The 23978-nt window shown below is 65.5% G+C and carries 23 protein-coding genes; 16 read left to right on the top strand and 7 right to left on the bottom strand.

Annotated features, from left to right (window positions below):
- Positions 1-10: 10 nt before the first annotated feature.
- The 7 genes from ATE67_RS16070 (at position 11) to xth (ending at position 6977) form a co-directional block, all read left to right on the top strand.
- Positions 11-805: a response regulator gene (locus ATE67_RS16070; protein WP_058817684.1), complete on the top strand. Its 795-nt coding sequence runs from the start codon at positions 11-13 to the stop codon at positions 803-805.
- 166 nt (positions 806-971) lie between these two features.
- A complete protein-coding gene (locus ATE67_RS16065; RefSeq protein WP_058817683.1) occupies positions 972-3668 on the top strand; it encodes a bifunctional [glutamine synthetase] adenylyltransferase/[glutamine synthetase]-adenylyl-L-tyrosine phosphorylase in 2697 nt (898 codons plus the stop codon).
- On the top strand, positions 3665-4129 hold the full coding sequence (gene bcp / locus ATE67_RS16060) for a thioredoxin-dependent thiol peroxidase (RefSeq protein ID WP_058817682.1): 465 nt from the start codon (positions 3665-3667) through the stop codon (positions 4127-4129). Before ATE67_RS16065 ends, bcp begins: the two co-directional genes overlap by 4 nt.
- The gene (locus tag ATE67_RS16055) at positions 4129-4920 is read left to right on the top strand and encodes a ferritin-like domain-containing protein (RefSeq protein WP_058817681.1); all 792 of its coding nucleotides are present in this window, start codon (positions 4129-4131) and stop codon (positions 4918-4920) included. Before bcp ends, ATE67_RS16055 begins: the two co-directional genes overlap by 1 nt.
- A gap of 126 nt (positions 4921-5046) precedes the next feature.
- Positions 5047-5733, top strand: a complete 687-nt coding sequence (locus tag ATE67_RS16050) for a M23 family metallopeptidase (protein WP_231728195.1) — start codon at positions 5047-5049, stop codon at positions 5731-5733.
- Positions 5734-5825: 92 nt separating this feature from the next.
- A complete protein-coding gene (gene erpA / locus ATE67_RS16045; RefSeq protein ID WP_058817680.1) occupies positions 5826-6167 on the top strand; it encodes an iron-sulfur cluster insertion protein ErpA in 342 nt (113 codons plus the stop codon).
- A 39-nt stretch (positions 6168-6206) separates the two neighbouring features.
- Entirely contained in the window at positions 6207-6977 is a 771-nt protein-coding gene (gene xth / locus ATE67_RS16040; RefSeq protein ID WP_058817679.1) for an exodeoxyribonuclease III, read from the top strand.
- A gap of 54 nt (positions 6978-7031) precedes the next feature.
- On the opposite strand, the gene ATE67_RS16035 is transcribed toward xth, so the two are convergent.
- Positions 7032-8201, bottom strand: a complete 1170-nt coding sequence (locus ATE67_RS16035) for a hypothetical protein (RefSeq protein WP_058817678.1) — start codon at positions 8199-8201, stop codon at positions 7032-7034.
- 116 nt (positions 8202-8317) lie between these two features.
- On the opposite strand from ATE67_RS16035, the gene ATE67_RS16030 reads away from it, so the two are divergent.
- The gene (locus tag ATE67_RS16030) at positions 8318-9421 is read left to right on the top strand and encodes a fatty acid desaturase family protein (protein WP_058817677.1); all 1104 of its coding nucleotides are present in this window, start codon (positions 8318-8320) and stop codon (positions 9419-9421) included.
- Here ATE67_RS16030 and lptG read toward each other — a convergent pair whose 3' ends face one another.
- Together lptG and lptF are read right to left on the bottom strand one after the other, a co-directional pair.
- The gene (lptG, locus tag ATE67_RS16025) at positions 9422-10519 is read right to left on the bottom strand and encodes an LPS export ABC transporter permease LptG (RefSeq protein WP_058817676.1); all 1098 of its coding nucleotides are present in this window, start codon (positions 10517-10519) and stop codon (positions 9422-9424) included.
- Positions 10519-11727 carry an LPS export ABC transporter permease LptF gene (gene lptF / locus ATE67_RS16020; RefSeq protein WP_082660438.1) on the bottom strand — a complete coding sequence of 403 codons (1209 nt, stop codon included), beginning with the start codon at positions 11725-11727 and terminating at the stop codon, positions 10519-10521. Before lptF ends, lptG begins: the two co-directional genes overlap by 1 nt.
- 123 nt (positions 11728-11850) lie before the next feature.
- Here lptF and ATE67_RS16015 point away from each other — a divergent pair, with 123 nt between their 5' ends.
- From ATE67_RS16015 to ATE67_RS16005, 3 genes are read left to right on the top strand one after another with little or no spacing between them, the layout of a single operon-like run.
- Positions 11851-12324 carry a DUF2141 domain-containing protein gene (locus tag ATE67_RS16015; RefSeq protein WP_058817675.1) on the top strand — a complete coding sequence of 158 codons (474 nt, stop codon included), beginning with the start codon at positions 11851-11853 and terminating at the stop codon, positions 12322-12324.
- Between the two features lie 6 nt (positions 12325-12330).
- Positions 12331-13302, top strand: coding sequence for a diacylglycerol/lipid kinase family protein (locus ATE67_RS16010; RefSeq protein WP_058817674.1), 972 nt, complete (start codon positions 12331-12333; stop codon positions 13300-13302).
- Between the two features lie 4 nt (positions 13303-13306).
- On the top strand, positions 13307-14167 hold the full coding sequence (locus ATE67_RS16005) for a hypothetical protein (RefSeq protein WP_058817673.1): 861 nt from the start codon (positions 13307-13309) through the stop codon (positions 14165-14167).
- Between the two features lie 43 nt (positions 14168-14210).
- Here ATE67_RS16005 and ATE67_RS16000 read toward each other — a convergent pair whose 3' ends face one another.
- The 3 genes from ATE67_RS16000 to ATE67_RS15990 all read right to left on the bottom strand — a co-directional run bounded on the left by ATE67_RS16000 (position 14211) and on the right by ATE67_RS15990 (position 17832).
- Entirely contained in the window at positions 14211-16184 is a 1974-nt protein-coding gene (locus tag ATE67_RS16000; RefSeq protein WP_058817672.1) for an ATP-binding protein, read from the bottom strand.
- 113 nt (positions 16185-16297) lie between these two features.
- The gene (gene spt, locus ATE67_RS15995) at positions 16298-17500 is read right to left on the bottom strand and encodes a serine palmitoyltransferase (RefSeq protein WP_058817671.1); all 1203 of its coding nucleotides are present in this window, start codon (positions 17498-17500) and stop codon (positions 16298-16300) included.
- A 95-nt stretch (positions 17501-17595) separates the two neighbouring features.
- Positions 17596-17832 carry an acyl carrier protein gene (locus ATE67_RS15990; RefSeq protein ID WP_058817670.1) on the bottom strand — a complete coding sequence of 79 codons (237 nt, stop codon included), beginning with the start codon at positions 17830-17832 and terminating at the stop codon, positions 17596-17598.
- 164 nt (positions 17833-17996) lie between these two features.
- On the opposite strand from ATE67_RS15990, the gene ATE67_RS15985 reads away from it, so the two are divergent.
- The 5 genes from ATE67_RS15985 to ATE67_RS15965 all read left to right on the top strand — a co-directional run bounded on the left by ATE67_RS15985 (position 17997) and on the right by ATE67_RS15965 (position 23300).
- Positions 17997-18566: a Pycsar system effector family protein gene (locus ATE67_RS15985; protein ID WP_058817778.1), complete on the top strand. Its 570-nt coding sequence runs from the start codon at positions 17997-17999 to the stop codon at positions 18564-18566.
- A gap of 234 nt (positions 18567-18800) precedes the next feature.
- Positions 18801-20210 carry an MATE family efflux transporter gene (locus ATE67_RS15980; RefSeq protein ID WP_058817669.1) on the top strand — a complete coding sequence of 470 codons (1410 nt, stop codon included), beginning with the start codon at positions 18801-18803 and terminating at the stop codon, positions 20208-20210.
- A gap of 192 nt (positions 20211-20402) precedes the next feature.
- Positions 20403-20693 (top strand): co-chaperone GroES, encoded by a 291-nt coding sequence (gene groES / locus ATE67_RS15975; RefSeq protein ID WP_058817668.1) that lies wholly within the window; start codon positions 20403-20405, stop codon positions 20691-20693.
- A gap of 63 nt (positions 20694-20756) precedes the next feature.
- Entirely contained in the window at positions 20757-22400 is a 1644-nt protein-coding gene (groL, locus tag ATE67_RS15970; protein ID WP_058817667.1) for a chaperonin GroEL, read from the top strand.
- 156 nt (positions 22401-22556) lie between these two features.
- Positions 22557-23300, top strand: a complete 744-nt coding sequence (locus tag ATE67_RS15965; RefSeq protein WP_058817666.1) for a glutaminyl-peptide cyclotransferase — start codon at positions 22557-22559, stop codon at positions 23298-23300.
- On the opposite strand, the gene ATE67_RS15960 is transcribed toward ATE67_RS15965, so the two are convergent.
- On the bottom strand, positions 23297-23971 hold the full coding sequence (locus ATE67_RS15960; RefSeq protein ID WP_058817665.1) for a DJ-1/PfpI family protein: 675 nt from the start codon (positions 23969-23971) through the stop codon (positions 23297-23299). The two genes, ATE67_RS15965 and ATE67_RS15960, sit on opposite strands and share 4 nt — an antisense overlap.
- Between the last annotated feature and the right edge of the window lie 7 nt (positions 23972-23978).

Raw genomic sequence — 23978 nt, 5'->3', positions numbered from 1 at the left:
AGGGTTTTCTATGTCATTGGGTCAGGCGATTGCGCCGCATCTTCCCTATCTTCGTCGTTACGGCCGTGCGATTTCGGGAAGCCAGCACAGCGGTGACGCGCTGGTTGCCCGCCTTCTCGAAACCCTCGTCGCCAATCCCGATGCGGTCGATACCGGCCATGATCTGCGCATCCAGCTCTATCGCATGGTCCATGACAATTTCGGTCTTGTCACGGCTGGGGCCGCGAACGCCGAGGAAACGGTCGCGCCGGAAATCGCGATTGCCGACGCACGGCTGCGCCGCATTCCTTCGCTCGCGCGGCAAGCGCTGCTGCTCACCGCTGTCGAGGGTTTCAGTGCCGAAGACGCCGGCCGCATCATCGGCCGCGACGCGGGCGAGGTCGAGAAACTGATCCACGACGCGACCGACGAGATCGACCGCCAGACGCGCGCGCGCATCCTGATCATCGAGGACGAACCGATCATCGCGATGGATATCGAGATGATCGTCCGCGATCTCGGCCACGATGTCGTCGCGGTCGCGACCACGCATGCCGAGGCCGTCGCCGAGGCGCAGAAGCATCAGCCGGGCCTCGTGCTCGCCGATATCCAGCTCGCCGACAACAGCTCGGGGATCGAGGCGGTCCAGGAAATCCTGTCCGCAGTGAAGCTGCCGGTCATCTTCATTACTGCGTTCCCCGAGCGACTGCTGACCGGCGACCGGCCCGAGCCGGCTTTTCTGTTGACCAAGCCCTATCAGCCCGCGACCCTGCGCGCCGCCATCTCGCAGGTGCTGTTCTTCGACGAAAGCACCGTTCCGGCGTAAGCGTCGCCCCCGCGAAGGGTGACGGGAGTCACGCGCCTCCCGTCACGGCCGCTAGCTGCCTTGCTCTACATCGTTGCGTAAACCGACTGCGGCCCCCCGCCTTCGCGGGGGCGACGGTGCCCAATCGCCTTGCCTCGCATCCCGTAGCGCGCGATAGCCAGCCATAATGACGTTCCACCGCCAGTCCGCGCTCGATCGCCTGACCGCCAACGCGCCGTTCCTCGCGCGGCTCGCCGAAATCCATCCCGATGATGTCGCGCTTTTCCTGCGCGACGGGACCGACGCGGCGCTGGCGGCGGTCGTACCGCCTCCCGTCGATGACGACATCATGCGCGCACTACGCCACTGGCGCGGACGGACCGCACTGCTGCTCGCCCTCGGCGACCTGTCGGGCGAGCATGATGTTGCGACGACGACGCGGCTGCTCACGGCGTTTGCCGATCAGGCGTGCGATGCGGCGCTCACGGCGGCCTTTGCCGAACGCGTGCCCGACGAGGCGCCCCGCGGGCTCGCGGTGATCGCGCTCGGCAAGCTCGGCAGCCATGAGCTCAACTATTCGTCGGACATCGACCCGATCCTGATCTTCGATCCCGAGACGCTGCCGCGCCGTTCGCGCGACGATCCCGACGAGGCGGCGGTGCGGATTGCACGCAGGATGGTCGAGATTCTGTCGGCGCGCACCGGCGACGGGCATGTGCTGCGCGTCGACCTGCGCCTCCGCCCGCATCCCGAGGTGACGCCGATCGTGCTGCCCGCAAGCGCGGCGATCTCCTATTATGAATCCGAAGCGCTCGCTTGGGAGCAGGCGGCGTTCATCCGCTCACGCGCGTCGGCAGGGGACCGCGTGCTTGGCGGAAATTTCCTCGCCGCGATCCAGCCCTTCATCTGGCGCCGCAGCCTCGATTTCCGGCAACTCAAGGAAATCGGCGCGATGAGCGATCGCATCCGCGATCATTTCTCGCAAGGCCAGGCCTTCGGCCCCGGCTATGATCTGAAGCGCGGGCGCGGCGGTATCCGCGAGATCGAGTTTTTCGCGCAGGTTCACCAGCTCATCTATGGCGGCCGCGATCCCTCGCTGCGTCCGCCCGCGACGGTCGATGCGCTCGCCGCGCTCGCCAGGGCGGGACGGATCGATGGCGCGGTCGCCGAGCGACTGACCGGCCATTATGCGACTTTGCGGCGGATCGAGCACCGGCTGCAGATGATCGAGGACCAGCAGACGCACTGCCTGCCGACGCAGCCGGCCGCGCTCGACGCGGTCACGCGGCTCGATGGGCTTGCCGACGGGGCTGCCCTGCTTGCTGCGCTTGAGCCGGTCACCGCCGATGTTGCCGCCTGTTACGACCAGCTCGTCGTCGAGCGTGCGACGACCGCCGGTCTGCCGCGCGATGAGGGCGAGCTGGCGGGCGCGCTGGTCGCGGCGGGTTTCGATCCGCCCGACGCCGCGCTCCGCACGATCGCGGAGTGGCGCAGCGGCCAGCTGCGCGCATTGCGCAGTCCGGCGGCGCTCGACGCGCTCGAAACCGTGCTGCCGGGGCTGATGCAGGCGATCGGTGCCGCGCCCGATCCGCAGGCGACGCTGCTGCGCTTCGACAAGCTGGTGGCGGGTCTGCCAAGCGCGATCAATTTCTTCCACCTGCTCGCGGCGCAGCCCGAGCTCGCGAAGATCGCGACACGCATCCTGTCGCTCGCCCCGACGCTCGCCGACGCGCTCGGCGCGCGGGTCGAGCTGATCGAGGGGCTGATCGACAAGCGTGCGTTCGAGGCGCCCGCGACCAAGGCCGAACTTTTGTCCGAATGGGCGCCGGGATTGTCGGGGCTCGATTACGAGCGCCTGCTCGACCGCGTGCGCGACCGCGTCGGCGAGCGGCGCTTCGCATATGGCGTCCAGCTGATCGCGGGGGCGAGCGACCCGATGACGGTCGCGTGCGGCTATTCCGAACTCGCCGAGGCGGCGTTGCAGGTGCTGGCCGATGCCACCGTAGCGGAATTTGTGGCCGCGCATGGACGGGTTCCCGACAGCGAACTGGTCGTGCTTGCGCTCGGGCGCTTCGGCGGGCGCGCGCTGACCCATGCGTCGGACCTCGACCTCATCTATCTCTTCACCGGCGACCATCTGGCCGAGTCCGATGGCCCGCGTCCGCTTGGCGCGACGACCTATTACAATCGCCTGGCGCAGCGCGTGACCGCGGCGATGTCGGCGCCGACTGCGGCGGGCAAGCTGTACGACGTCGACACGCGTCTCCGGCCGCAGGGTGCGCAGGGCCCGCTCGTGGTCACGCTCGACAGCTTCGAGCGCTATCAGCGCGAGGATGCGTGGACGTGGGAGCATATGGCGCTGCTGCGCGCGCGGCCGGTCTATGGATCGTTGGCGGCCACGACCGGGGTCCACCGGATCATCGACGACCTGCTCGCCGCGCCGCGCGAGCCGGTGAAACTGGCCGCGGACGCCGCAGAAATGCGCGACAAGATCGCCGCGCACAAGCCGCCGCAAGGACCGCTCGACGTCAAGGGCGGACCGGGCGGGCTTGTCGATCTCGAATTCGCGATGCAGGTGACCCAGCTGGCCAGCGGCAAATGCCACGACCCCAATATCGGCTCCGCGCTCGCCTGCCTGCGGGTCGAAGGCCTTGCGCCCGCGGAGATCTGCGATGCCCATGGGTTGCTCGGCCGCATGCTCGTCATGCTGCGCCTGACCGCGCCCGACGGCGAGCCCGCGACGGCGGCGGCGCGCCAGCTTGTCGCGAGCGCCTGCGGCGAACCTGGCTGGCCGCAACTGCTTGCCGCGCATGACGCGGCGCGGCAGGACATCGCCGACTGGTGGGCCGCGATTCGTCCGCCGCAGCAGGAGACCAAGCCATGACCCTTTCCATCGGTGATGCCCTACCCGCGGTGACGCTGCTCGACGCCGACGGCGCCGCGATCGACCTTGCGAGCCTGAAAGGCGCGCCGCTCGTCGTCTATTTCTACCCCAAGGCCGACACGCCGGGTTGCACGGTCGAGGCGCAGGATTTTACGCGGCTGGCGCCCGAATTCGCGGAGCTGAACGCGCAGGTGCTCGCGGTATCGCGCGACGCGCCGGCAAAGCTCTGCAAGTTCCGCGACAAATATGGCCTGACCGTCCGCCTGGCCTCCGATGAGGACGGCACGGTGTGCGAGGCGTTCGGTACTTGGGTCGAAAAGCAGAATTACGGCAAGACCTATATGGGGATCGAACGCTCGACCTTCCTGTTCGGCGCGGATGGCAAGCTTGCCAGGGAATGGCGCAAGGTCCGCGTGAAGGGCCATGCCGAGGCCGTGCTGGAGGCCGCGAAGGCCCTGTAATGCAAACGCTGGGTGAAGCTGCGCGCGCGGTTCTGCTGACGCCGGACCCGCACGACAAGCGCCGTGCGGCGCGGGCGTTGGCGCGGGCATGGCGGCGCGGCAAACTCGCGCATCGCTGTGATGTCGCGATGCCCGACCAGCCCGCCTGGCCGGCCAAGCCTGAGCTGCTGTCGCCAGCCCAGATGCCGCGCCGCCGCAAGGGGGGATCGGAGCGTGGCCGGATCGCGATGCTCCACGCGCTCGCGCATATCGAGTTCGTTGCGATCGACCTCGCGATCGATTTGGTGGGGCGTTTCGGCGGCCAATTTCCGCGCGGCTTCGTCGACGACTGGATCGGCGTCGCGGCCGACGAGGCGATGCATTTCGCATTGCTCGACCGGCGATTGCGCCAGCTCGGCAGCTTTTATGGTGAATTGCCGGCGCACGCCGGCCTGTGGGAGGCCGCGCAAGCGACGAACGACGATGCTTTGGCGCGGCTAGCGATCGTCCCGATGGTTTTGGAAGCGCGCGGGCTCGACGTGACGCCGGCGACGGTCGATCGCTTCCGCGCGGCCGGGGACGAGGCGTCGGCGCAAATTTTATCGCGTATTTACAACGACGAAATCCGCCATGTGACCGCGGGCACAGCCTGGTTTAACCAAAAGTGCGATGAAATGGGATTCAACGCCGTCGAAACGTGGCAAAGCCTCGTAAAATCGCGATTTCGCGGTTCGCTGAAGCCTCCATTCAACGACTCGGCGCGCCATCAAGCCGGTTTAACGCAAGACTTCTACGCTGTTATTGCTTGGTAAGGTTTGGGCGGTCATCACCCTTCGCGGGCAGGGAATTATCCCATCCGAGCAAACATCCGGCACCAGCGGCCCCAAAACGGGCACTGGCGACAAGGACTGCGGGGTCGATACGTGCGATACGCTTCATTGGCGCAAAAGTTTCATTTTGGCCTGATTTTTTGCGCAGCAGCGCTGACCGGCATCACCACGCCGGCGGCCCATGCGGCCAACTCGGCAGGCGATGCGAGCATCGTTGTTCCTGACGAACCCGATGACGACGGCTTCAGCGCCGGCATCGGCAACGCGGGCGAAGACACCGAAGCGCGCGCCATTTTCCAGGCCTGGAAGCGTCTCGACACCGGCCTGACAGCGAATATCGGGGTTTCGGTGCCGTCGCGCCGTCCGATCGAGAAAATGTCGCTTTCGTCGTCCTATGGCATGCGCGTCCACCCGGTCACCGGCAAGCTCGCGCGTCACAATGGCATCGACATCCCGGCGCCGCACGGCACCCCCATTTATGCGACCGCCGACGGCATCGTCGGCCGCGCCCAGCGCCTCGGCGGCTATGGCAATTATGTCGAGGTCGAGCATGGCAATGCCATCCAGACCCGCTACGGTCATATGTCGTCGTACATCGTCGCCCCCGGTCAGCAGGTGAAGAAGGGCGACATTCTCGGTTATGTCGGCTCGACGGGCCGCTCGACCGGCAACCACCTTCATTATGAAGTCCGCATCGACGGCGCACCGGTCAATCCGATGCCCTTCTGCCAGTCGGACACGATGGCGATCGCCGCGCTGAAGGGCGAAAAGCTCGCAATGGGCGGTCCCGAATAAACAGACTTTCCTGGGTCGGAGAGGAGGGGCGCTCTACGGTCTAAGGCCGGGGCGCCCTTTTCTTTTGGGCCGATGCTCCCTATCTTGCCGCAATGGCTACCCAGATTTCCGACATCACGTTGTCTCCCGCCGCCGCGGCGCGCGTCCGCTGGATCGCGGATCGCAAGGGCGAGGCCGATGCGGCGCTGCGCCTCGCGGTCGATGGCGGCGGTTGTTCGGGCTTCACCTATCGCTTCGGGCTTGCCGAAAGCATCGACGCCGACGACATCATCGCGGAGACCGACGGCGTGAAGCTGGTCGTGGATCCGGTCAGCATCGACCTCGTGCGCGGCTGCATCGTCGATTTCGTCGATTCGCTCGGCGGATCGTCGTTCAAGGTCGAAAATCCCAACGCGGCTTCGGGCTGCGGCTGCGGGTCCAGCTTCTCGATCTGACGCCTTTCTAAGCGGCTGTCTTGCTGCCATAGGTGCGGCATGAAAATCGCGACCTTCAACATCAACGGAATCAAGGCGCGCCTGCCGCGCCTCGTCGAATGGCTCGAGGAAACGCAGCCCGATGTCGCCTGCTTGCAGGAGCTGAAGTCGAGCGACGAGACGATGCCGACCAAGGAGATCGAGGCGGCGGGATATGGCTTTCTCTACCATGGGCAAAAGGGCTTCAACGGTGTCGCGATCCTCGCGAAGGACGCACAGCCGATCGAAATCCAGCGCGGGCTCGATGGCGAAGCGGAGGACGAACAGTCGCGCTATCTGGAGGCCGACGTCCATGGCGTCCGCGTGGGATGTATCTATCTGCCCAATGGTAACCCGCAGCCGGGGCCGAAATTCGATTATAAGCTGCGCTGGATGGCGCGGCTTCGCCAGCGCGCGAAGACGCTGCTGGCGTCAGAAATCCCGGCGATCCTCACCGGCGACTATAATGTCATCCCGCACGACGACGATGTCTGGGACCCGCGCGCAATGGCGAACGACGCGCTGATGCAGCCCGAATCGCGCGACGCCTGGTTCCGCCTGCTCGGCGACGGCTGGACCGACGCGGTGCGCAGCCGCCATCCCGCGGGCGGCGTCTGGACCTTCTGGGACTATCAGGCGGGCGGTTGGCAGCGCGACCACGGCTTTCGCATCGACCATCTGCTGCTCAGCCCCGCGATGGCCGACCGGTTGGTCGACGCCGGGGTCGACAAGGATCATCGCGGGCGCGAGAAAGCGAGCGATCATGCGCCGACCTGGGCGGTCTTTGCATGAGCCTGCCGTCCGCCACCCGGTTGGCGGACGAACCGCGATCCTATGGGCGAGGCGTCAGGCCAGCGGCTTGTCGTAGATCTGATAGACGCGGTTCACCGTCGCGTTGATCGCGTCGGCGACCGCATTCATGCCCTGATTGTCGTCGAGCACCCACCCGATATCGCCTTCCTCGACGCCATAATCGCGCACCGCGTCGCGGCGGATATATTCGATCATCATGAAAGCGAGCGTGCTCGCCATACGGCTGTTCTGCAGGCTTTTGACGACGCCCATCAGCGGGACGCGCAGCCGCTTGCTCTTGGGCTTCCGCAGCCACCAGAGCAGCCGCGCCCAGTTGAAGGGAAGCAGCGAGCCGTCCATGTCGATCAGCAGTTGATTGATGTTCGGCAGCACGATCATGAAGGCGACCGGCTGGCCGTCGAGTTCGGCAACGCGGATCAGGTCCTCGAAGACGATGTCCTTCAGCTTCTTGCCGACGAACGCGATCTCGCTGTCGGTCAGCGGGACGAAGCCCCAATTGTCCGACCAGGCGTCGTTGAGGATACCCAGAATCAGCTGAGCCTCGGCATCGAACTTCTTCTTGTCGACCTTGCGGATGCGGATGCGCGGATTCTTTTCCCCCGCAGCGACGATGCGGTTCACCAGCGGCGGAAAGCCGTCGCGGACCTCGACGCCATAGTTGAGGAGCTGCTTGGCGGGCTTGTACCCCTCGGCCTCGACCCAGCCGCGATAGAGCGGGCTGTTGTGGCCAAGCATGATCGTCGGCGGCGTCTCGAACCCCTGGATCAACAGACCGGGTTCGTCCCAGATCGAAATCGACAGCGGGCCGAGCGATCGGTGCATGCCCTGACCGCGGAGCCAATCTTCGGCCGCCACGAACAGCGCGTGTGCGACCTCGGCATCCTCGGCCTCGAGCAGGCCCCAATTGCCGGTTCCCGGACCCATGCCCTGCTCGACGGGCTGTTGGAGAGCCAGGTCGTCGATATGCGCCGAGATACGCCCCACCGTGCGGCCATTGCGGCGCGCGAGGAACAGCTGCGCCCTGCCATGTTCGAACCAGGGATTCTTGCCCGGGGTCAGCAGGTCGAAGGCCTCGCCCTTCAGCGGCGGCACCCATGCCGGATCGCCGCGGTTGAGGCGAAAAGCGAGCTCGACAAACTCGCGCTTGTCGGCCTTGCCCTTGACGGGATGGATGGTGATCGGGCCTTCGTTATGGGCGGTCATACTGGTTTCCGGGCTGATGCTGCCTATATAGGTGCGACGCATTAGGGCATTGCTGCGGCGCTGGCGACCCGCATTCGGCCATTTTGCTGCCATGAAATCATGATGAAGAAGCCCGTATGACGACGATCAATCCCCCTGCCGATCGGATCGCGATGCCCCCCGCGGCGACGGCAAAAAGTCCGAAGTCGGCGATCGCCGACGATATGGCGATGATCCGTGCGGCCTCGGAGCTGACGCGCGATCTCGTCAATCCGAGCGCGCGCATCTATTGGACCGATTTCCTCGCCTCGGCCTTCCTCGGCTATGCCGGCGTCGCAGCCGCGATCCTGGCGCCTTCGACGGGCTGGATGCTCGCCGCGGGCGTCGTCGCGGTGCTCGCCCTCTATCGCGCGGGCAGCTTCATTCACGAAATCACGCATATCCGGAAAAATGCGCTGCCCGGCTTCCGCCTTGTGTGGAATATGCTCATCGGCGTGCCGCTGCTCATCCCCTCCTTCATGTACGAGGGCATTCACAGCCTGCATCACAACCGCACCAAATATGGCACGGTCGAGGACCCCGAATATCTGCCGCTCGCGCTGATGAAGCCATGGACGGTGCCTTTGTTCGTGGTCGCCGCGGCGTTCGCGCCGATCGCGCTGATCTTCCGCTATGCGGTGCTGACCCCGCTGTCGTTCCTGATCCCGCCGCTGCGCAAGCTGGTGATGGAGCGCTATTCGGGGCTGATCATCAACCCGATGTTCCGCCGCAAGGCCCCCGAGGGCGATTTCCGCCGCCAGTGGGCGTGGCAGGAAGGCGGGGCGTGGGCCTGGTCGACTTTGCTCGTCGCTGCGGGCGTGTTCGGCTGGGTTCCGCTGCGCGCGCTGCTGATCTTCGGCGGCATCGCCTCGGCCAGCATCGTGCTCAACCAGATCCGCACGCTCGTCGCGCATCTCTGGGAAAATGACGGCGAAGTGCTGACCGTGACCGCGCAGTTCCTCGACAGCGTCAATGTCCCGCCGCCGGGCGCCCTGCCCGAGCTGTGGGCGCCGGTGGGCCTGCGCTATCACGCGCTGCACCATTTGCTGCCCGGCGTGCCCTATCACGCGCTGCCCGAGGCGCACCGCCGTCTGAAGGATGCGCTGCCCAAGGATTCGCAATATCATGGTGCGAATTACAGCGGCCTGCCGGGTCTGGTGGTGAAACTGGTGCAGGGATCGGCGAAGGGCGCCGCCGCCTGATTATTCCTCGGTCCGGATCAGGATCATCTCGCCGATCAGCGCGAAGAGGATGAACGGCCCCCACGCCGCGAGGAAGGGCGAGTAGGCGCCGAGGTCGCCCATCGCGAGCGCGAAATTGTCGGCGACGAAATAAGCGAAGCCCAGCGCCATGCCGAGAATCGCGCGCACGAACAGCTTGCCCGAGCGCGCGAGGCCGAAGGCTGCGACGGCGCCCAGCAGCGGCATCAGGATCGCCGATAGCGGCCCCGAAATCTTGTGCCACAGCACGCCTTTCAGCGCATCGACCGGCCGCCCCGCCGCCTCGAGGTCGGCGATCGCCGCTTGCAGCTTGGGGAAGGGCAGCTCGTCGCCGTCGACCTGCGCCAGGGTGAACTGGTCGGGTCGCACGCCCTTCATCGCGACGATCGTGCCGAGCGGTTCGAGCGCGCCCGAGCGGCGTACGAAACGCCGCGCATTGGTCAGCTCCCAGCCCCCCGAAATCGCCTTCGCGCTGTCGGCCTTCAGCATCGATGAGAGCACGCCCTGCGTCCGCTCATAGACGGTGACGTCGCGCAGGATGAGCACCGGCCCGCCGGTCTCGACCGTCCCGGCGTTGATCAGGTCATCGCCGGCGCGCACCCATATGTTGGTCCGGACCCCGCTATCGGGCGGCACCTTCGCATATTCGACCTTCTGCCAGGCGCTGAGCGCCGCAGTCGATCGCGTCACGATCCGCTCGTTGAAGGCAAAGCTGATCCCCGCCACCAGGAACGCCGCAAGGAACAGCGGCGCGAGCACTTGGTGCGCCGACATGCCCGAGGCTTTCATCGCGATGACTTCGCTGTTCTGATTGAGCGTCGCGAGCGTCAGGATCGTGCCGAGCAGAACCGAAAAGGGCAGGAAGGTCTCGATGATCTGCGGCAGCCGCATCCCGACATAGCGCCACACGTCATTCTCGTTATTCCCCGCCACCGCCAGGATCTTGCCGCTTTCGCCGAGCAGGTCGAGCGTCTGGAGGACGAGCACCAGCGCGAACAGGATCGAGAAGCTGCGGATCAGGAACAGCCGGCCGACATAGACCGCCATCGTCCGCGACGGGAAAAAGGAGAGTTGCTGCATCAGGCGGCCTTCGGCGGGCGCTGGAAGACGCGCATAAGGCCGCGGATGCGCGCGCCCGCCTTGGCCGCGACGCGCTCGAGCGCGCCGATCGGCTGACCGCCCGGCACATAGGCGACGGTGTAGTACATCCAGACCGCCAGCGCGGCGAAGAGCAGGAATGGCACCCATAGCGCCAACAGGGGATCGATCGTCCCGCGCGCGCCGAGATCCTCGGCATATTGGTTGATCTTGTGCTGGGTCACCAGCATCACGATCGACAGGAAGACGCCGAGCGAGGAGGTCGATCGCTTCGGCGGAATCGCGAGCGCGACCGCGATCAACGGAATCAGGAACATCGACATCACCTCAACGATGCGGAAATGGAAGTTCGCGCGCGATTCCAGCCGTGTTTTCAGCGGTTCGCTGGGGTCCTTGCCGGCGACGAACAGTTCGGGGATCGTCATCTCGCGATCCGCGCCGCCGCGCAAGCGGAAGGCCTCGATCTTCGGCAACGGGATCGGCAGGTCGTGATTGTCGAAGGTCAGGACGCGCGGCACCGGGAATTTGGGCGATTCATGGATGAGAACGCCCTGCGACAGGCGCAGGATGATCGTGTTCGGGTCGTCGGTCGCGAGGAATTGTCCACGCGCCGCGGTCGCCGACACGCGCTGGCCGTCCTTGTTGTCGCCGCGCACGAAGATGCCGCGCAGCGATTTGCCGTCGTTATAGCTTTCCTCGATGCGCAGCGTCATGCGGCTGCCCATCTTGGTGAACTCGCCGACCTTGATCGAGGCGCCGAGCGCGCCCGAACGCAGCTCGAACTGCAGCCCCTCATAGGCATAGCGCGCATAGGGCTGGATGAAGCCGACGATCGCGAGATTGAGCGCCGCGAGCGCGATCGCATAGGCAAAGGGAACCCGCAGCAACCGCCCGAAACCCATGCCGACGCCGCGCAGCACGTCGAGTTCGCTGGAGGTTGCAAGCTTGCGAAAAGCCAGCAAAATCCCCAGCATCAGCCCGATCGGGATGCCCAGCGAGAGATATTCGGGGATGAGGTTGGCCAGCATGCGCCACACGACGCTGACCGGGCCGCCCTCGGTCGCGACGAAATCGAACAGGCGCAGCATTTTTTCGAGCACGAGCAGCATCGCCGAGAGGACGAGGGTGCCAAGCATCGGGAAAAAGACCAGCCGCGCGATGTAGCGGTCGATGGCGGGCAATCTATTCAATCTTTCGTCGCCCCATCACCATGATTTGGCCGCAAATGGTTCCGATATCCGATTCAAGGGCAACAGGGATCCATGTCAGCGGGGTTTGCTGGCGTGGCTATAACCACTTGGAGCTATTGCGTCATGTCGAAATTTCTATCGACGTCGCTCTGCGTGGCTCTGCTGGCCGCATCGGTAGCAGCGAACGCAGAGGGGCAGGTTCTCTCGAACGACCTCTCGAAATGCCGGAGCGGGCCATCCACGCTGGTCCAGATCAGCGGCGTGAAGACGGGCACCGGCAAGATCCGGGTTCAGAGCTATCGCGCCAATGCGTCCGAATGGCTGGCCAAGGGGCGCTGGATCACCCGTATCGAGGTGCCCGCGCGCGCGGGTGCGATGACCGTCTGCGTGCCGCTGCCCGAGGCCGGCAGCTATGGCATCGCGGTGCGTCACGACGTCAACGGCAACGGCAAGACCGACCTCAGGTCGGATGGCGGCGGGATGTCGAACAACCCGAGCATCAACATCTTCAATCTCGGCAAGCCGAGCTATACGAAGACGGCGTTCGCGGTCGGCAATTCGCCGAAGACGATCACCATCACGATGAAATATATGTAAGCGGGGATGGCGAGCGTCGCGCTTCTTTCCAATCCACGCTCGACGGGGAACCGTGCCCTGCTGCCGCGGGTGCGGGAATTTTGCGCGGCGCACCCCGACATCTTTCATTATGAGGTCGAGGACGTCGACCAGATCGGCGAGGCGATCCGCACCATCGCGATGGTGTCCCCTCGCGTCATAGCGATCAACGGCGGCGACGGCACCGTGCAGGCCGCGCTGACCGAGCTGTATTCGGGCGGCCATTTCGGCGGCTCGCCGCCGCCGGTGGCCGTGCTGCCCAACGGCAAGACCAACCTGATCGCGCTCGATCTCGGCGCCGAGGGCGATCCGCTTAAGGCGCTCGAACGGGTCGTCGAGCTGGTCCAGACCGGCGCGCTCGAAGAGCATGTGATCGAGCGTCAGCTGATCTCGCTCGACCGCGACGACCATCCGCCCGTGCTCGGCATGTTCCTCGGCGGCGCCTATCTGGCCGATGTCATGCTCTACTGCCGCAACCGCATCTACCCACTCGGTCTGCCGAACGGCGTGTCGCATGTCCTCGCCGCGATCCTCGGCCTGTTCGCGATCATCTTCGGCCTCGGCGGTGGGCGCCTGCCGCCCAAGCCCGAACCGATGACGGTGTCGCTCGTCCGCCAGGGTGAGTTCAAGGGCAAATTCTCGCTGCTGATCGTGACCACGCTCGAGAAATTGCTGCTCAGCATTCGGACGAGCGAGGCGCACGGGACGAACGGCAATATGAAGCTGCTCGCGACGGAGACCAGCGTCGGCGCGCTGTTCCGTATGCTCGGCGCGACTTGGCGCGGGACGCTGGGGCAGAAGCCGCTGGAAGGTGTGCATTTCCAGCAGGGCGACGAAATCCGCATCGAAGGCAAGCGCTCGAACGTCATTCTCGACGGCGAGATTTTCGAGGCGATGAACGGCAAGCCTATCATCCTGACCTCGACCCAGCCGGTGCCGTTCCTGCGCCTCGCGGCCTAAGGCCATGACCGGCCTGTCCGATCTCGTCCGCGAAGAGGTGTCGACGCCGGTCGATCCGCGCGTCACCGCGATGGCGACGGCAATCGCCACGCAATATCCCGGCAGTGCGCGGGCGGTGCTGTTCTACGGCAGTTGCCTTCGCGAAAGTGAACTCGACGGGCTGATGCTCGATTTCTACCTGATCGTCTCGAACTATGGCGACGCGTTCGCGAAGCGCTGGATGGCCGCTGCGAACCGTTTGATTCCGCCCAATGTCTTTCCGTTCCAGCACGACGGGTTGATCGCCAAATATGCGGTGCTCAGCGAAGCCGACTTCGACCGGCTCAACGGCCCCGAGACGCGCAATGTGTCGGTGTGGGCGCGCTTCGCGCAGCCGTCGCGGCTGGTCTGGGCGGTCGACGACACCGCTGCGGACCGCGCGATTGCCGCGGTGTCGCGCGCCGCGCCGGCCTTGCTCGCCGCCGCGGGGCGGGTCGCGGGCGAAGACATGCTCGACTGGTGGCGCCGCGCCTTTTCGCTCACTTACTCGGTCGAGCTGCGCGCCGAACGCACGACGCGCGCGGGGTCGGTCGTCGACGCCGAACCCGATCGCTACCGCCGTTTCGGCGAGGCCGCCGCCGCCCTCATTCCCGACACCGCGCGAAGCGGCGGCTGGGCGCGTCGGCGCGTCGAGGGCAAGCTCCTCAGCATCGCCCGCCTCGCCAAGGCCAGCCTGACCTACGCCGGCGGCATCGATTATCTGGCGTGGAAGATCAATCGCCACGCGGGCACGAAGATCGAGATCAAGCCGTGGCAGCGCCGCTGGCCGCTCGTCGCGGCGTTGACGCTGGTCCCCCGGCTGATGAAGACGGGCGCCATCCGGTAAACTTTACGGGTCATCGCGGCCACTGCCGGGATGGCGACAGTCCTCAGCTCGCGAGCCGCTGGCCCTCGCCGCGCGCATCGCCGGTGCGCCGGATCGCCTGTTCGAGCGCGGTCAGCGTGAAGGGCTTTCGCAGCACGTCATGGTCGCCGAACGCGGCGACCTCGCTCGCGTCGCCGGCATAGCCGGTGACGAACAGGACCGGCAGCTGGGGCCAGCGGCGCTTCAGCTGCGCGACCATTTCGGGACCGGTCAATTGGGGCATCAGCACGTCGGACAGCACCAGGTCAAAGCCGCGGCCCTCGCTCATCCGCTGCTCGACCAGCGCTTCGGCGTTCAGCGGATTGGCGCAGGCGACGGCCCGGTGCCCCAATTCCTCGACGGCATCGACGGTCGCCGCCAGCACCCGCTGATCGTCCTCGACGACAAGGATGTTCAGCACGTCGGTCGATGCGTCGGCCGGCGCTTCGTCGTCGCCAGCGCTTGCCGGAACGGACGTCTGTTCGGGCGCGGCGACGGGCAGCAACATCGCGACGCTCGTCCCTTCGCCCTCGGTCGAATCGATCTGCACCTCGCCGTCCGACTGGCGGCAGAACGCAAAGACCTGGCTCATGCCGAGGCCGGTTCCCTGGCCCGCGGGCTTGGTGGTGTAGAAGGGGTCGAACACGCGTTCTAGCACTTCGGCCGACATGCCGCAGCCGGTGTCGATCATCTGCACCGCGATCCCCGCCGTATTCTCTTCCTCATCGCGCAGCGTCCGGATCGTCAGCGACCCATGGCCCTCCATCGCGTCGCGCGCGTTGACCGCCAGGTTGAGCAGCGCGTTTTCGAACTGCTGACGGTCGATCCAGCACGACAGGTCTTTGGCATTGAGATCGAGCGTCAGTGCGATGCGGTCGCCGATCGTGCGCTCGATCAGTTCGGCGAAGCCAGTGATGCAATCGTCGATTAGCACCATTTCCGGGCGTGCCGGTTCGGAACGCGCGAAAGCGAGCAGGCGGCGGGTCAGGTCAGCGGCGCGGTTGGCCCCGTCCATCGCGTTGCTGAGGTGGCGCTGCGCCTTCTCGGGCGCGGTTACGACGAGTCGCTGCGCGAGCTCCAGCCCGCCGACGACGACCGCGAGCATATTGTTGAAGTCGTGTGCGATGCCGCCGGTCAGCTGGCCGACTGCCTCCATCTTCTGCGCCTGGCGGAGCTGCGCTTCGGCGGCCTCGCGCTCGATCATCTCGCTGCGCAGCGCGATATTCGCCTTTTCGAGTTCGGCGGTGCGTTCCTCGACGGCGGTTTCGAGCTGCATCGCGCGGTCGGCCTCGTACAGCGTCTCCCGGCGGGCGGCGCGGCGCTCGCTTTCGGCGCGAACGAGCGAGATCGTCGCGGCGATCGCGACCACTGCGGCAGCGGCGCCGAGCAGCGAGAAGAGCAATATCGCCTGGTTGAGACTGGCGCGGTCGGCGGACGCAACGCGATTGCGCTCGGCGAGGATCGTTCGCTCGTTGAGGATCAGCCGTGATAACAGCCGGTCGATGCGTATCAGCGCAGCATCGTGCCCCGCGGCATTATATTTGGAGATGGCGGCGACAGTCTGGCGATAATTGGCGCTGAGCGCCGCGTCGCCGAGCTGGGTGCCGCGCTGGTTGAGTTCGCGGGTCAGCTCGTCGACGAGCTTCGCCTGCTCCGCGTTGTCGCGAACGTTGCGCCGGAGCAGGCTCAGATATTGCTGCGACAACCCCCATTGCTGCTGGAAGACGCGGCCATCCTCTTTCTGGAGGCCCACTGCGAAGCGCCCGAGCGCGGCTTCGGCGCGCGCGAGCGCGGCGTCGAGGCTGCGCGTCTGCGATATGACCTCCAGGCTATGCGCCTGCCAGCCCAGCGAGCGGTCGTAATTGTCGTTGGCGCGGCTGAGCAACAGGACGAGCGCGCCGACGATCCCGGTCAGCGCTGCCCCCAATCCGATCATCAGCCAGAAGCGAACACGCTCCCGCCGACCTTCGGTGTCGTAATCCATATCCCTCTCGAACACGCTCGTCTTGTAACGGACTCACGCCGGTCGGCAAAGCTGCGAAGGCGGTCGGACCTGTCCCACGCTTCCATTCGCCGCGAAAAGGAATCCGCTGGTCGGCGCGCAGGCTCTATTCAGCCGATAATTCCAACGCGCTTGCCTGCACGCTCGAAGCGGCCGAGGATTTCGTCGACCTGCTCGCTCGTGTGCTCGGCGCAGAGCGAACAGCGCAGCAGCGTCATGCCCGCAGGTGTCGCCGGCGGACGCGCTAGGTTCACATATAGGCCCTCTTCCAGCAGCGCTTCCCACATCATCGCCCCGCGTTCGAGGTCGGGCATGATCACCGCGATGATCGCCGACTGCGGCTCTTCGGTGCCGAGCGTGAAGCCGCGCGCGCGGAGGCCGGCGTGCAGCGTCTTGCTGTTCTCCCAAAGATGTGCGCGCTTGTTCGACCCGTGCATCAGCTTGCGGATGCTCGTCGCGGCGGTCGCGACGACGCTGGGGGGCAGCGAGGCGGTGAAGACGTAAGGGCGGCAGACGAGCCGCATGATCTCGAACTTCGGATGGTTGGAGACACAGAAACCGCCGACGGTGCCGACGCTCTTGCTGAACGTGCCGATGATGAAATCGACATCGTCGATGACGCCCTGCGCCTCGGCGACCCCGCGGCCATGTTCGCCGATGAAACCCATCGAATGGGCTTCGTCGACCAGCACCATCGCGCCATTTTCCTTCGAGACGCGGATCATCTCCTTCAGCGGTGCGATGTCGCCAAGCATCGAATAAACGCCCTCGAGCACGACGAGCTTGCCCGCTTCGGGCGGCAGGCGCTTCAGCCGCTTTTCGAGCGCCTCGACATCGTTGTGGCGGAAGGCGACGATTTCGGCGTCGCCCATCTTGCAGCCGTCATAAATCGACGCATGGCTGTCGATGTCGAGGATGACATAGTCGCCCTTGCCCGCGATCGTCGAAATGATCCCGAGATTCGCCTGGTATCCGGTCGAAAACACCATGGCATGGTCCATGGCGTAAAATTCCTTGAGCGCGTCTTCGCACTCCTTGTGCCCCTGATAGGTGCCGTTGAGGACGCGACTGCCGGTGGTGCCGGCGCCGAACCTGTCGAGCGCATCCTTGCCCGCGGCGATGACATCCTCGTCGAAGGTCATGCCCATATAATTATAGGTGCCGAGCAGGATCGTCTCGCGCCCGTTGCAGATCGCGACGGTCGGCGAGAGAACCTTTTCCATCACCAGGCTGAACGGATCGGTCACGCCGGTCGCGAGCAGCGCCTCGCGCTGCTGGATCAGCGGGTCGAATTTGCTGAAAAGATCGGTCATATTCGTTTCTTCCGTGTGCCCCGGCGCAAGCCGGGGTCCAGACAGGTTGTGCAAGGTCTCATGGGCCCCGGCTTGCGCCGGGGAATACAAAGCCCTTAGCCCTGCAGCTTTTCGACCGCGCCGACGAGCTGGCCGACCGTTTCGATCTCGGCCTGCATGTTCATGCTGATGATGATGTCGAACGTGTCCTCGACCTCGGCGACGAAGTCCATCACGGTCAGGCTGTCCCATTCGAGATCGCCGGCGAACGTGGTCGCGTCGGTCAGCTCGACGCCCTTCTTGTTGAACGGTTCGATCAGGCCGAAAATCTGGTCGCGCAGGGCGGTGCTCATGTGGTGCGTCCCATAAAGGAATAAGAATGTCGGCGGTCCTGCCGCGAAGGCCTGCGATTGGCAAGCGAATGCGGCGGGAACAGGGCAGCATCTTGCCGCTCGCGGCACTTCATGGCATCCCTGTGGCGGGTCGCTGGCAGGGTATCGGGCAGGGGCAGCTTGGCATGGACAGCGCAGAATCAACGACATCGGCCGACCGGCCGGCGATTTCCTTTCCGCCGAACGCGGTGCACCTGGTCCGCACCAATCAGCAGATCACGATGCAGCTGTCGCAGATGGCCGACCAGAAGGCGTCGATCCTGATGGGCGCGACCTTCGTCGTCTTCACCCTCGCGATCGGGCAGGCGCGTTCGGGCGGCGGGGCGCTCGCGATGCCGCTCAGCATCCTTGCGACTTTTTCCTTCCTGTCCGCCCTGCTGGCGGTATCCGCCGTGCTGCCGCGCGTCGGCAAGGCGCCGCCCGTCGTGTACCGGGACGGCAAGGACCACAGCAACATCCTGTTTTTCGGGCGCTTCGAGCAGATGGACGAGGATGAGTTTATCGCCGCGGTCAAAACGCGGTTGCGCACCGAAGAAGACCTCTATGAGACGATGCTGCGCGACACCTATCAGAATGGCGTCGTGCTGGCGCGGCGCAAATATCGCTATCTGGCCTATGCCTACCGGCTGTTCGTGGTCGGCTTGACGCTGACCTTCGTGGCGTTCGGCGTCGAGATGGCGCTGCTGTGGGCTTGATTGGCTGATCCTCCCTGTCGCGCAGCGATGGGGAGGCGGCGGCGCGAAGCACTGACAGAGAGGCAAATGGCGCGGCCCCTCCACCACGCGCTGCGCGCGGTCCGCTCCCCATGGCTTCGCCACAGGGAGGACTGGAATGCGGCTGTTGCCTTTCTGCCACCCCTCTTGACAAATGAGCTGGCGCCACCCGACCACCCTTGAACGGTCACAATCGCGCGCCTATCCGGGCCGGCTATGCTTCAGCAGGCCACCCCTCTGACTGCGGATCGTCCGCAGACATTCGGCGCGGAGTTTCGCGCGACGCTGGCGCTTGCGGTGCCGCTGGCGGCGGCGAACCTGTTGCAGATGATGGTCCATGCGATCGACGTGATTTTCGTGGCGCGGCTCGGCGATACCGATCTCGCTGCCTCGTCGCTCGGTGTCTCGATCTTCGGCCTGCTGCTCTGGACCGGCACCGGCCTGGTCAGCGCCGCCGCGCCGCTGGTCGCGGCCGAGCTCGGCCGCCGCAAGCACAGCGTGCGCGAGGTGCGGCGCACGGTGCGCATGGCGCTGTGGTTGAGCGCGCTCGTCTCGCTGCTGTTCATGGGCGTCTGCGCCGCGGGTGGGCCGATCATGCGCGCGACCGGGCAGCCCGAAGAGCTGACCACGCGCGCCGCGAGCTTCCTGCTGATCCTGATGCTCGGCATGTTTCCGATGATCGCCGCGGCGGTGCTGCGCATCTTCGTCTCGGCGCTCGGCCGCCCGGCCATCGCCACCGCGATCACCTTCGGCGCGCTGTTCGTCAACGCGCTCGGCAACTGGGCGCTGGTGTTCGGGCACCTCGGCATGCCCGCGCTCGGGCTGCACGGGTCTGCGATTTCCAGCGTCATTACCTCTACGCTGATCCTGCTCGCCTATGTCGTCGTGATCCAGAGCGACCGGCGTCTTCGCCGCTACCGCCTGTTCGGCAATTGGTGGCGCAGCGAATGGAGCCGCTTTGCCGAGATGCTGCGCATCGGCACTCCGATCAGCCTGACGATTCTGGCCGAGGCGGGGCTGTTCACCGGCGCCGCCTTCCTGATGGGCCGCATCGGCGAGGCGGAGCTGGCCGGGCACACGATCGCGCTCCAGGTCGCGGCGCTCGCCTTCCAGATCCCGTTCGGGGTGGCGCAGGCGGCGACGATCCGCGTCGGGCTCGCCTATGGCGCGAAGGATCATCGCGGGATCGGGCGCGCGGGCCACGCCTCGCTGCTGCTCGGTATCGGGTTCATGGCCTTTACCGCGACGCTGATGTGGCTGTTCCCCAGCTTGGTCCTGTCGATCTATGTCGACGTCGATGCCGCGCGCAACGCCGCGCTGGTCGGTTTCGCGATGCAGTTCCTGGTTGTCGCCGCGGCGTTCCAGCTGTTCGACGGCGCGCAGGCGGTGGCGGCGGGCGTGCTGCGCGGCCTGCAGGACACGCGCATCCCGATGGTCATCGCGGTTTGCGGCTACTGGATCGCCGGCTATGGCACCGCGATCTACCTCGGCTTCTGGACGCCGCTGGCTGGCGTCGGCGTGTGGATCGGGCTTGCGGTGGGGTTGATCGTAGTCGCGGCGCTGCTGCTAACGCGCTGGCAGATGCGGGCGAGGCTGGGGCTACTTCCTTCTGTCGTTGCCAGCTAAATTGATCCGCCAGTTGATTGAGGCGCTCCTGATGTCCAGATTTTCGTACCCCATCTGGCCCACGTACCGCGCCGCCGAAAATTTTCCCTTAATCGCCTTGACGCTGTAGCACCCCCCGCCCATATGCCCGCTTGTTAGCACTCCCGCGTAGCGAGTGCTAAAAGCCTATCATCGCATAATGGAGGGAAATCCATGGCTCAATTCCGACCGCTGCACGACCGCGTGCTCGTCCGCCGTATCGAAGCCGAAGAAAAGACGGCTGGTGGCATCATCATCCCCGACACCGCCAAGGAAAAGCCGCAGGAAGGCGAAGTCGTCGCCGTCGGCACCGGCTCGAAGGCCGAAGATGGCAAGGTGACACCGCTCGACGTGAAGTCGGGCGACCGCATCCTGTTCGGCAAATGGTCGGGCACCGAGGTCAAGGTCGACGGCGAAGAGCTGTTGATCATGAAGGAATCGGACATCCTCGGCGTCATCGCCTGAGCGATTTGATCGAATCTCGAGTGAAGTTGCGCAGTTTTCTGCGCCTTTGAAAGGAACAAGCCCATGGCTGCTAAAGACGTCAAATTTTCGCGCGACGCGCGCGAACGCATCCTCCGCGGTGTCGACACCCTCGCCGACGCGGTGAAGGTCACCCTCGGTCCCAAGGGCCGCAACGTCGTCATCGACAAGAGCTTCGGCGCCCCCCGCATCACCAAGGACGGCGTCACCGTCGCCAAGGAAATCGAACTCAAGGACAAGTTCGAGAACATGGGCGCCCAGATGCTGCGCGAAGTCGCATCGAAGGCGAACGACAAGGCCGGCGACGGCACCACCACCGCGACCGTGCTCGCCCAGGCGATCGTGCGCGAAGGCATGAAGTCGGTTGCCGCCGGCATGAACCCGATGGACCTGAAGCGCGGCATTGACCTTGCTGTGAACAAGGTCGTCGAAACGATCAAGGCCCAGTCGAAGCCGGTTTCGGGCACCTCGGAAATCGCCCAGGTCGGCATCATCTCGGCCAATGGCGACAAGGAAGTCGGCGACAAGATCGCTGAAGCGATGGGAAAGGTTGGCAAGGAAGGCGTGATCACCGTCGAGGAAGCCAAGGGCCTCGATTTCGAGCTCGACGTCGTCGAAGGCATGCAGTTCGACCGCGGCTACCTGAGCCCCTATTTCATCACCAACCCCGAAAAGATGCTCGTCGAGCTGTCGGACCCCTACATCCTGATCTTCGAAAAGAAGCTGTCGAACCTCCAGTCGATGCTGCCGATCCTCGAAGCCGTGGTGCAGTCGGGCCGTCCGCTGCTGATCATCGCCGAGGACATCGAAGGCGAAGCGCTCGCGACCCTCGTCGTGAACCGTCTGCGCGGCGGCCTGAAGGTCGCGGCCGTCAAGGCGCCGGGCTTCGGCGATCGCCGCAAGGCGATGCTGCAGGACATCGCGATCCTGACCAAGGGCGAGCTGATCAGCGAAGACCTGGGCATCAAGCTCGAGTCGGTCACGCTGAACATGCTCGGCCAGGCGAAGCGCGTCACGATCGACAAGGACAACACCACCATCGTCGATGGTGCTGGCGACCATGAGGCGATCAAGGCCCGCGTCGAACAGATCCGGGCGCAGATCGAGACGACCACGTCGGATTACGACAAGGAAAAGCTGCAGGAACGTCTGGCGAAGCTCGCCGGCGGTGTTGCGGTCATCAAGGTCGGCGGCGCTTCGGAAGTCGAAGTGAAGGAACGCAAGGATCGCGTCGACGACGCGCTGCACGCGACCCGCGCTGCGGTCGAGGAAGGCATCGTCCCCGGCGGCGGCACCGCGCTGCTGTACGCGACGAAGGCTCTCGAAGGTCTGACCGGCGTCAACGAAGACCAGACCCGCGGCGTCGACATCATCCGTCGCGCGCTGCAGGCTCCGGTGCGCCAGATCGCCGAAAACGCGGGCTTCGACGGCGGTGTCGTCGCGGGCAAGCTGTTCGACCAGAACGACAGCAACTTCGGCTTCAACGCCTCGACCGACGTCTATGAAGACCTGGTCAAGGCCGGCGTCATCGACCCGACCAAGGTCGTGCGCACCGCGCTGCAGGATGCCGCCTCGGTTGCCGGTCTGCTGATCACCACCGAAGCCGGCATTGCCGAAACGCCCGAAGACAAGCCCGCCATGCCCATGGGCGGCGGCGGCATGGGCGGCATGGGCGGCATGGACTTCTAAGTCCACGACCGTTCGGCGCTCAGCCAATGAGAAACGGGGCCGGGGGAGCAATCCTCCGGCCCTTTTCTTTGCGCCCGATACCTGACGAAAGCGGGAGTAACGAAATAGGGCGGACGAGACATTGCCAGTTCACCTTGGGCGGCATAGCTAGGCGCGATGGTCCTGCTCTTCGCTCTCGCCGCCGCGGCCGATCCCGCACCGATCGAACGCTGCGGCTATCGCATCGTCCAGAGCTACCCGCATGACGCGACCAGCTTCACCCAAGGCCTCTTCTGGGACGACGGGCATCTCTACGAGGCCACCGGCCAGTACGGCCAGTCGCGCATCGCGCGGCTCGACCTCAAGACCGGCCGCGCGCTGATCCAGGCGAAGCTGCCGTCGGACCAGTTCGGCGAGGGCATCACGCGCTGGCAGGACCAGATTATCGGCGTCACCTGGCAGAACGGCATCGGCCATCGCTGGTCGATCAAGGATCTGAAGCCGGTGGGCAGCTTCCGCTATGACGGCGAGGGCTGGGGCGTGACGATGGTCGGCGACAGCCTCGTCCTCAGCGACGGCTCGTCAGAGCTGCGTTTCCTCGACCCCGCGACGATGCGGGAGCAGAAGCGCGTGACCGTCCGTTTCGGCGGCCGCCCGCTCGCGATGCTCAACGAGCTCGAGACGATCGACGGACAGGTCTGGGCCAATATCTGGATGACCGACATGATCGTCCGCATCGATCCCGCGACCGGCGCGATCCGCTCCTATATCGACCTATCCGGCCTCAAGGCCGATGCCGGCGCGAAGGGCAGCGACAGCGTGCTCAACGGCATCGCGTGGGACGCGAAAAAGAAGCGCCTCTTCGTCACCGGCAAATATTGGCCCAAACTTTACGAAATCGCGCTTGCCGACTGCCGCTAGGCTTTCAGCGCCGCCTTCATGCGCGCCGCCGCCGCATCATAGACCCGCGCTTTCAGACCGTCGGTGATCGCTTGCGGCGTACGGTCGGGATGGCCGCCGGCGAAGGGCGGGGCGGGGTCATATTCGATCGCCAGCTGGATCGCCTGCGCGACCGCATCGCCCTTGATTCGCGCGATCAGCGTCAGCGCGAAATCGAGCCCGGACGTGACGCCGCCGCTGGTTACGACATGCCCGTCCTCGACGATCCGCGCCGCCTGATGCGTTGCGCCGACGAGTGGCAGCAAATGCGTGTAACCCCAATGCGTCGTCGCCCGCTTGCCTGCGAGCAATCCGGCGCGGCCGAGGAGGAAGGCGCCGGTGCAGACGCTCGTCACCCATTGCGCGTTTTCCGATTGCCGCGCGATGAAGTCGATCGTCGCGGCATCGCCGAGCGCGTCGGTCACGCCGTGTCCCCCGGGAACGCACAGAATGTCGGCTTGCGGGGCCGAGGCGAAATCATGCGTCGGCAGGATCGAAAAGCCGCTGTCGGTCACGATCGGATCAAGCGTCGCCGCCGCGCCGACGAGCTGCGCGCCCGGCATCCGGCTGAGCGCCTGTGCGGGCGCGGTGAAGTCGAGCTGGGTGATGCCCGGAAAGAGCAGGAAAACGATGGTTGTGGGGGCGTCGGTCATGCGGATG

Source organism: Sphingopyxis sp. H050 (assembly GCF_001468265.1).
Classification (GTDB): domain Bacteria; phylum Pseudomonadota; class Alphaproteobacteria; order Sphingomonadales; family Sphingomonadaceae; genus Sphingopyxis.
The sequence above is the reverse complement of the archived record's forward strand: the minus strand, read 5'-3'. Positions and strand labels throughout refer to the sequence as shown.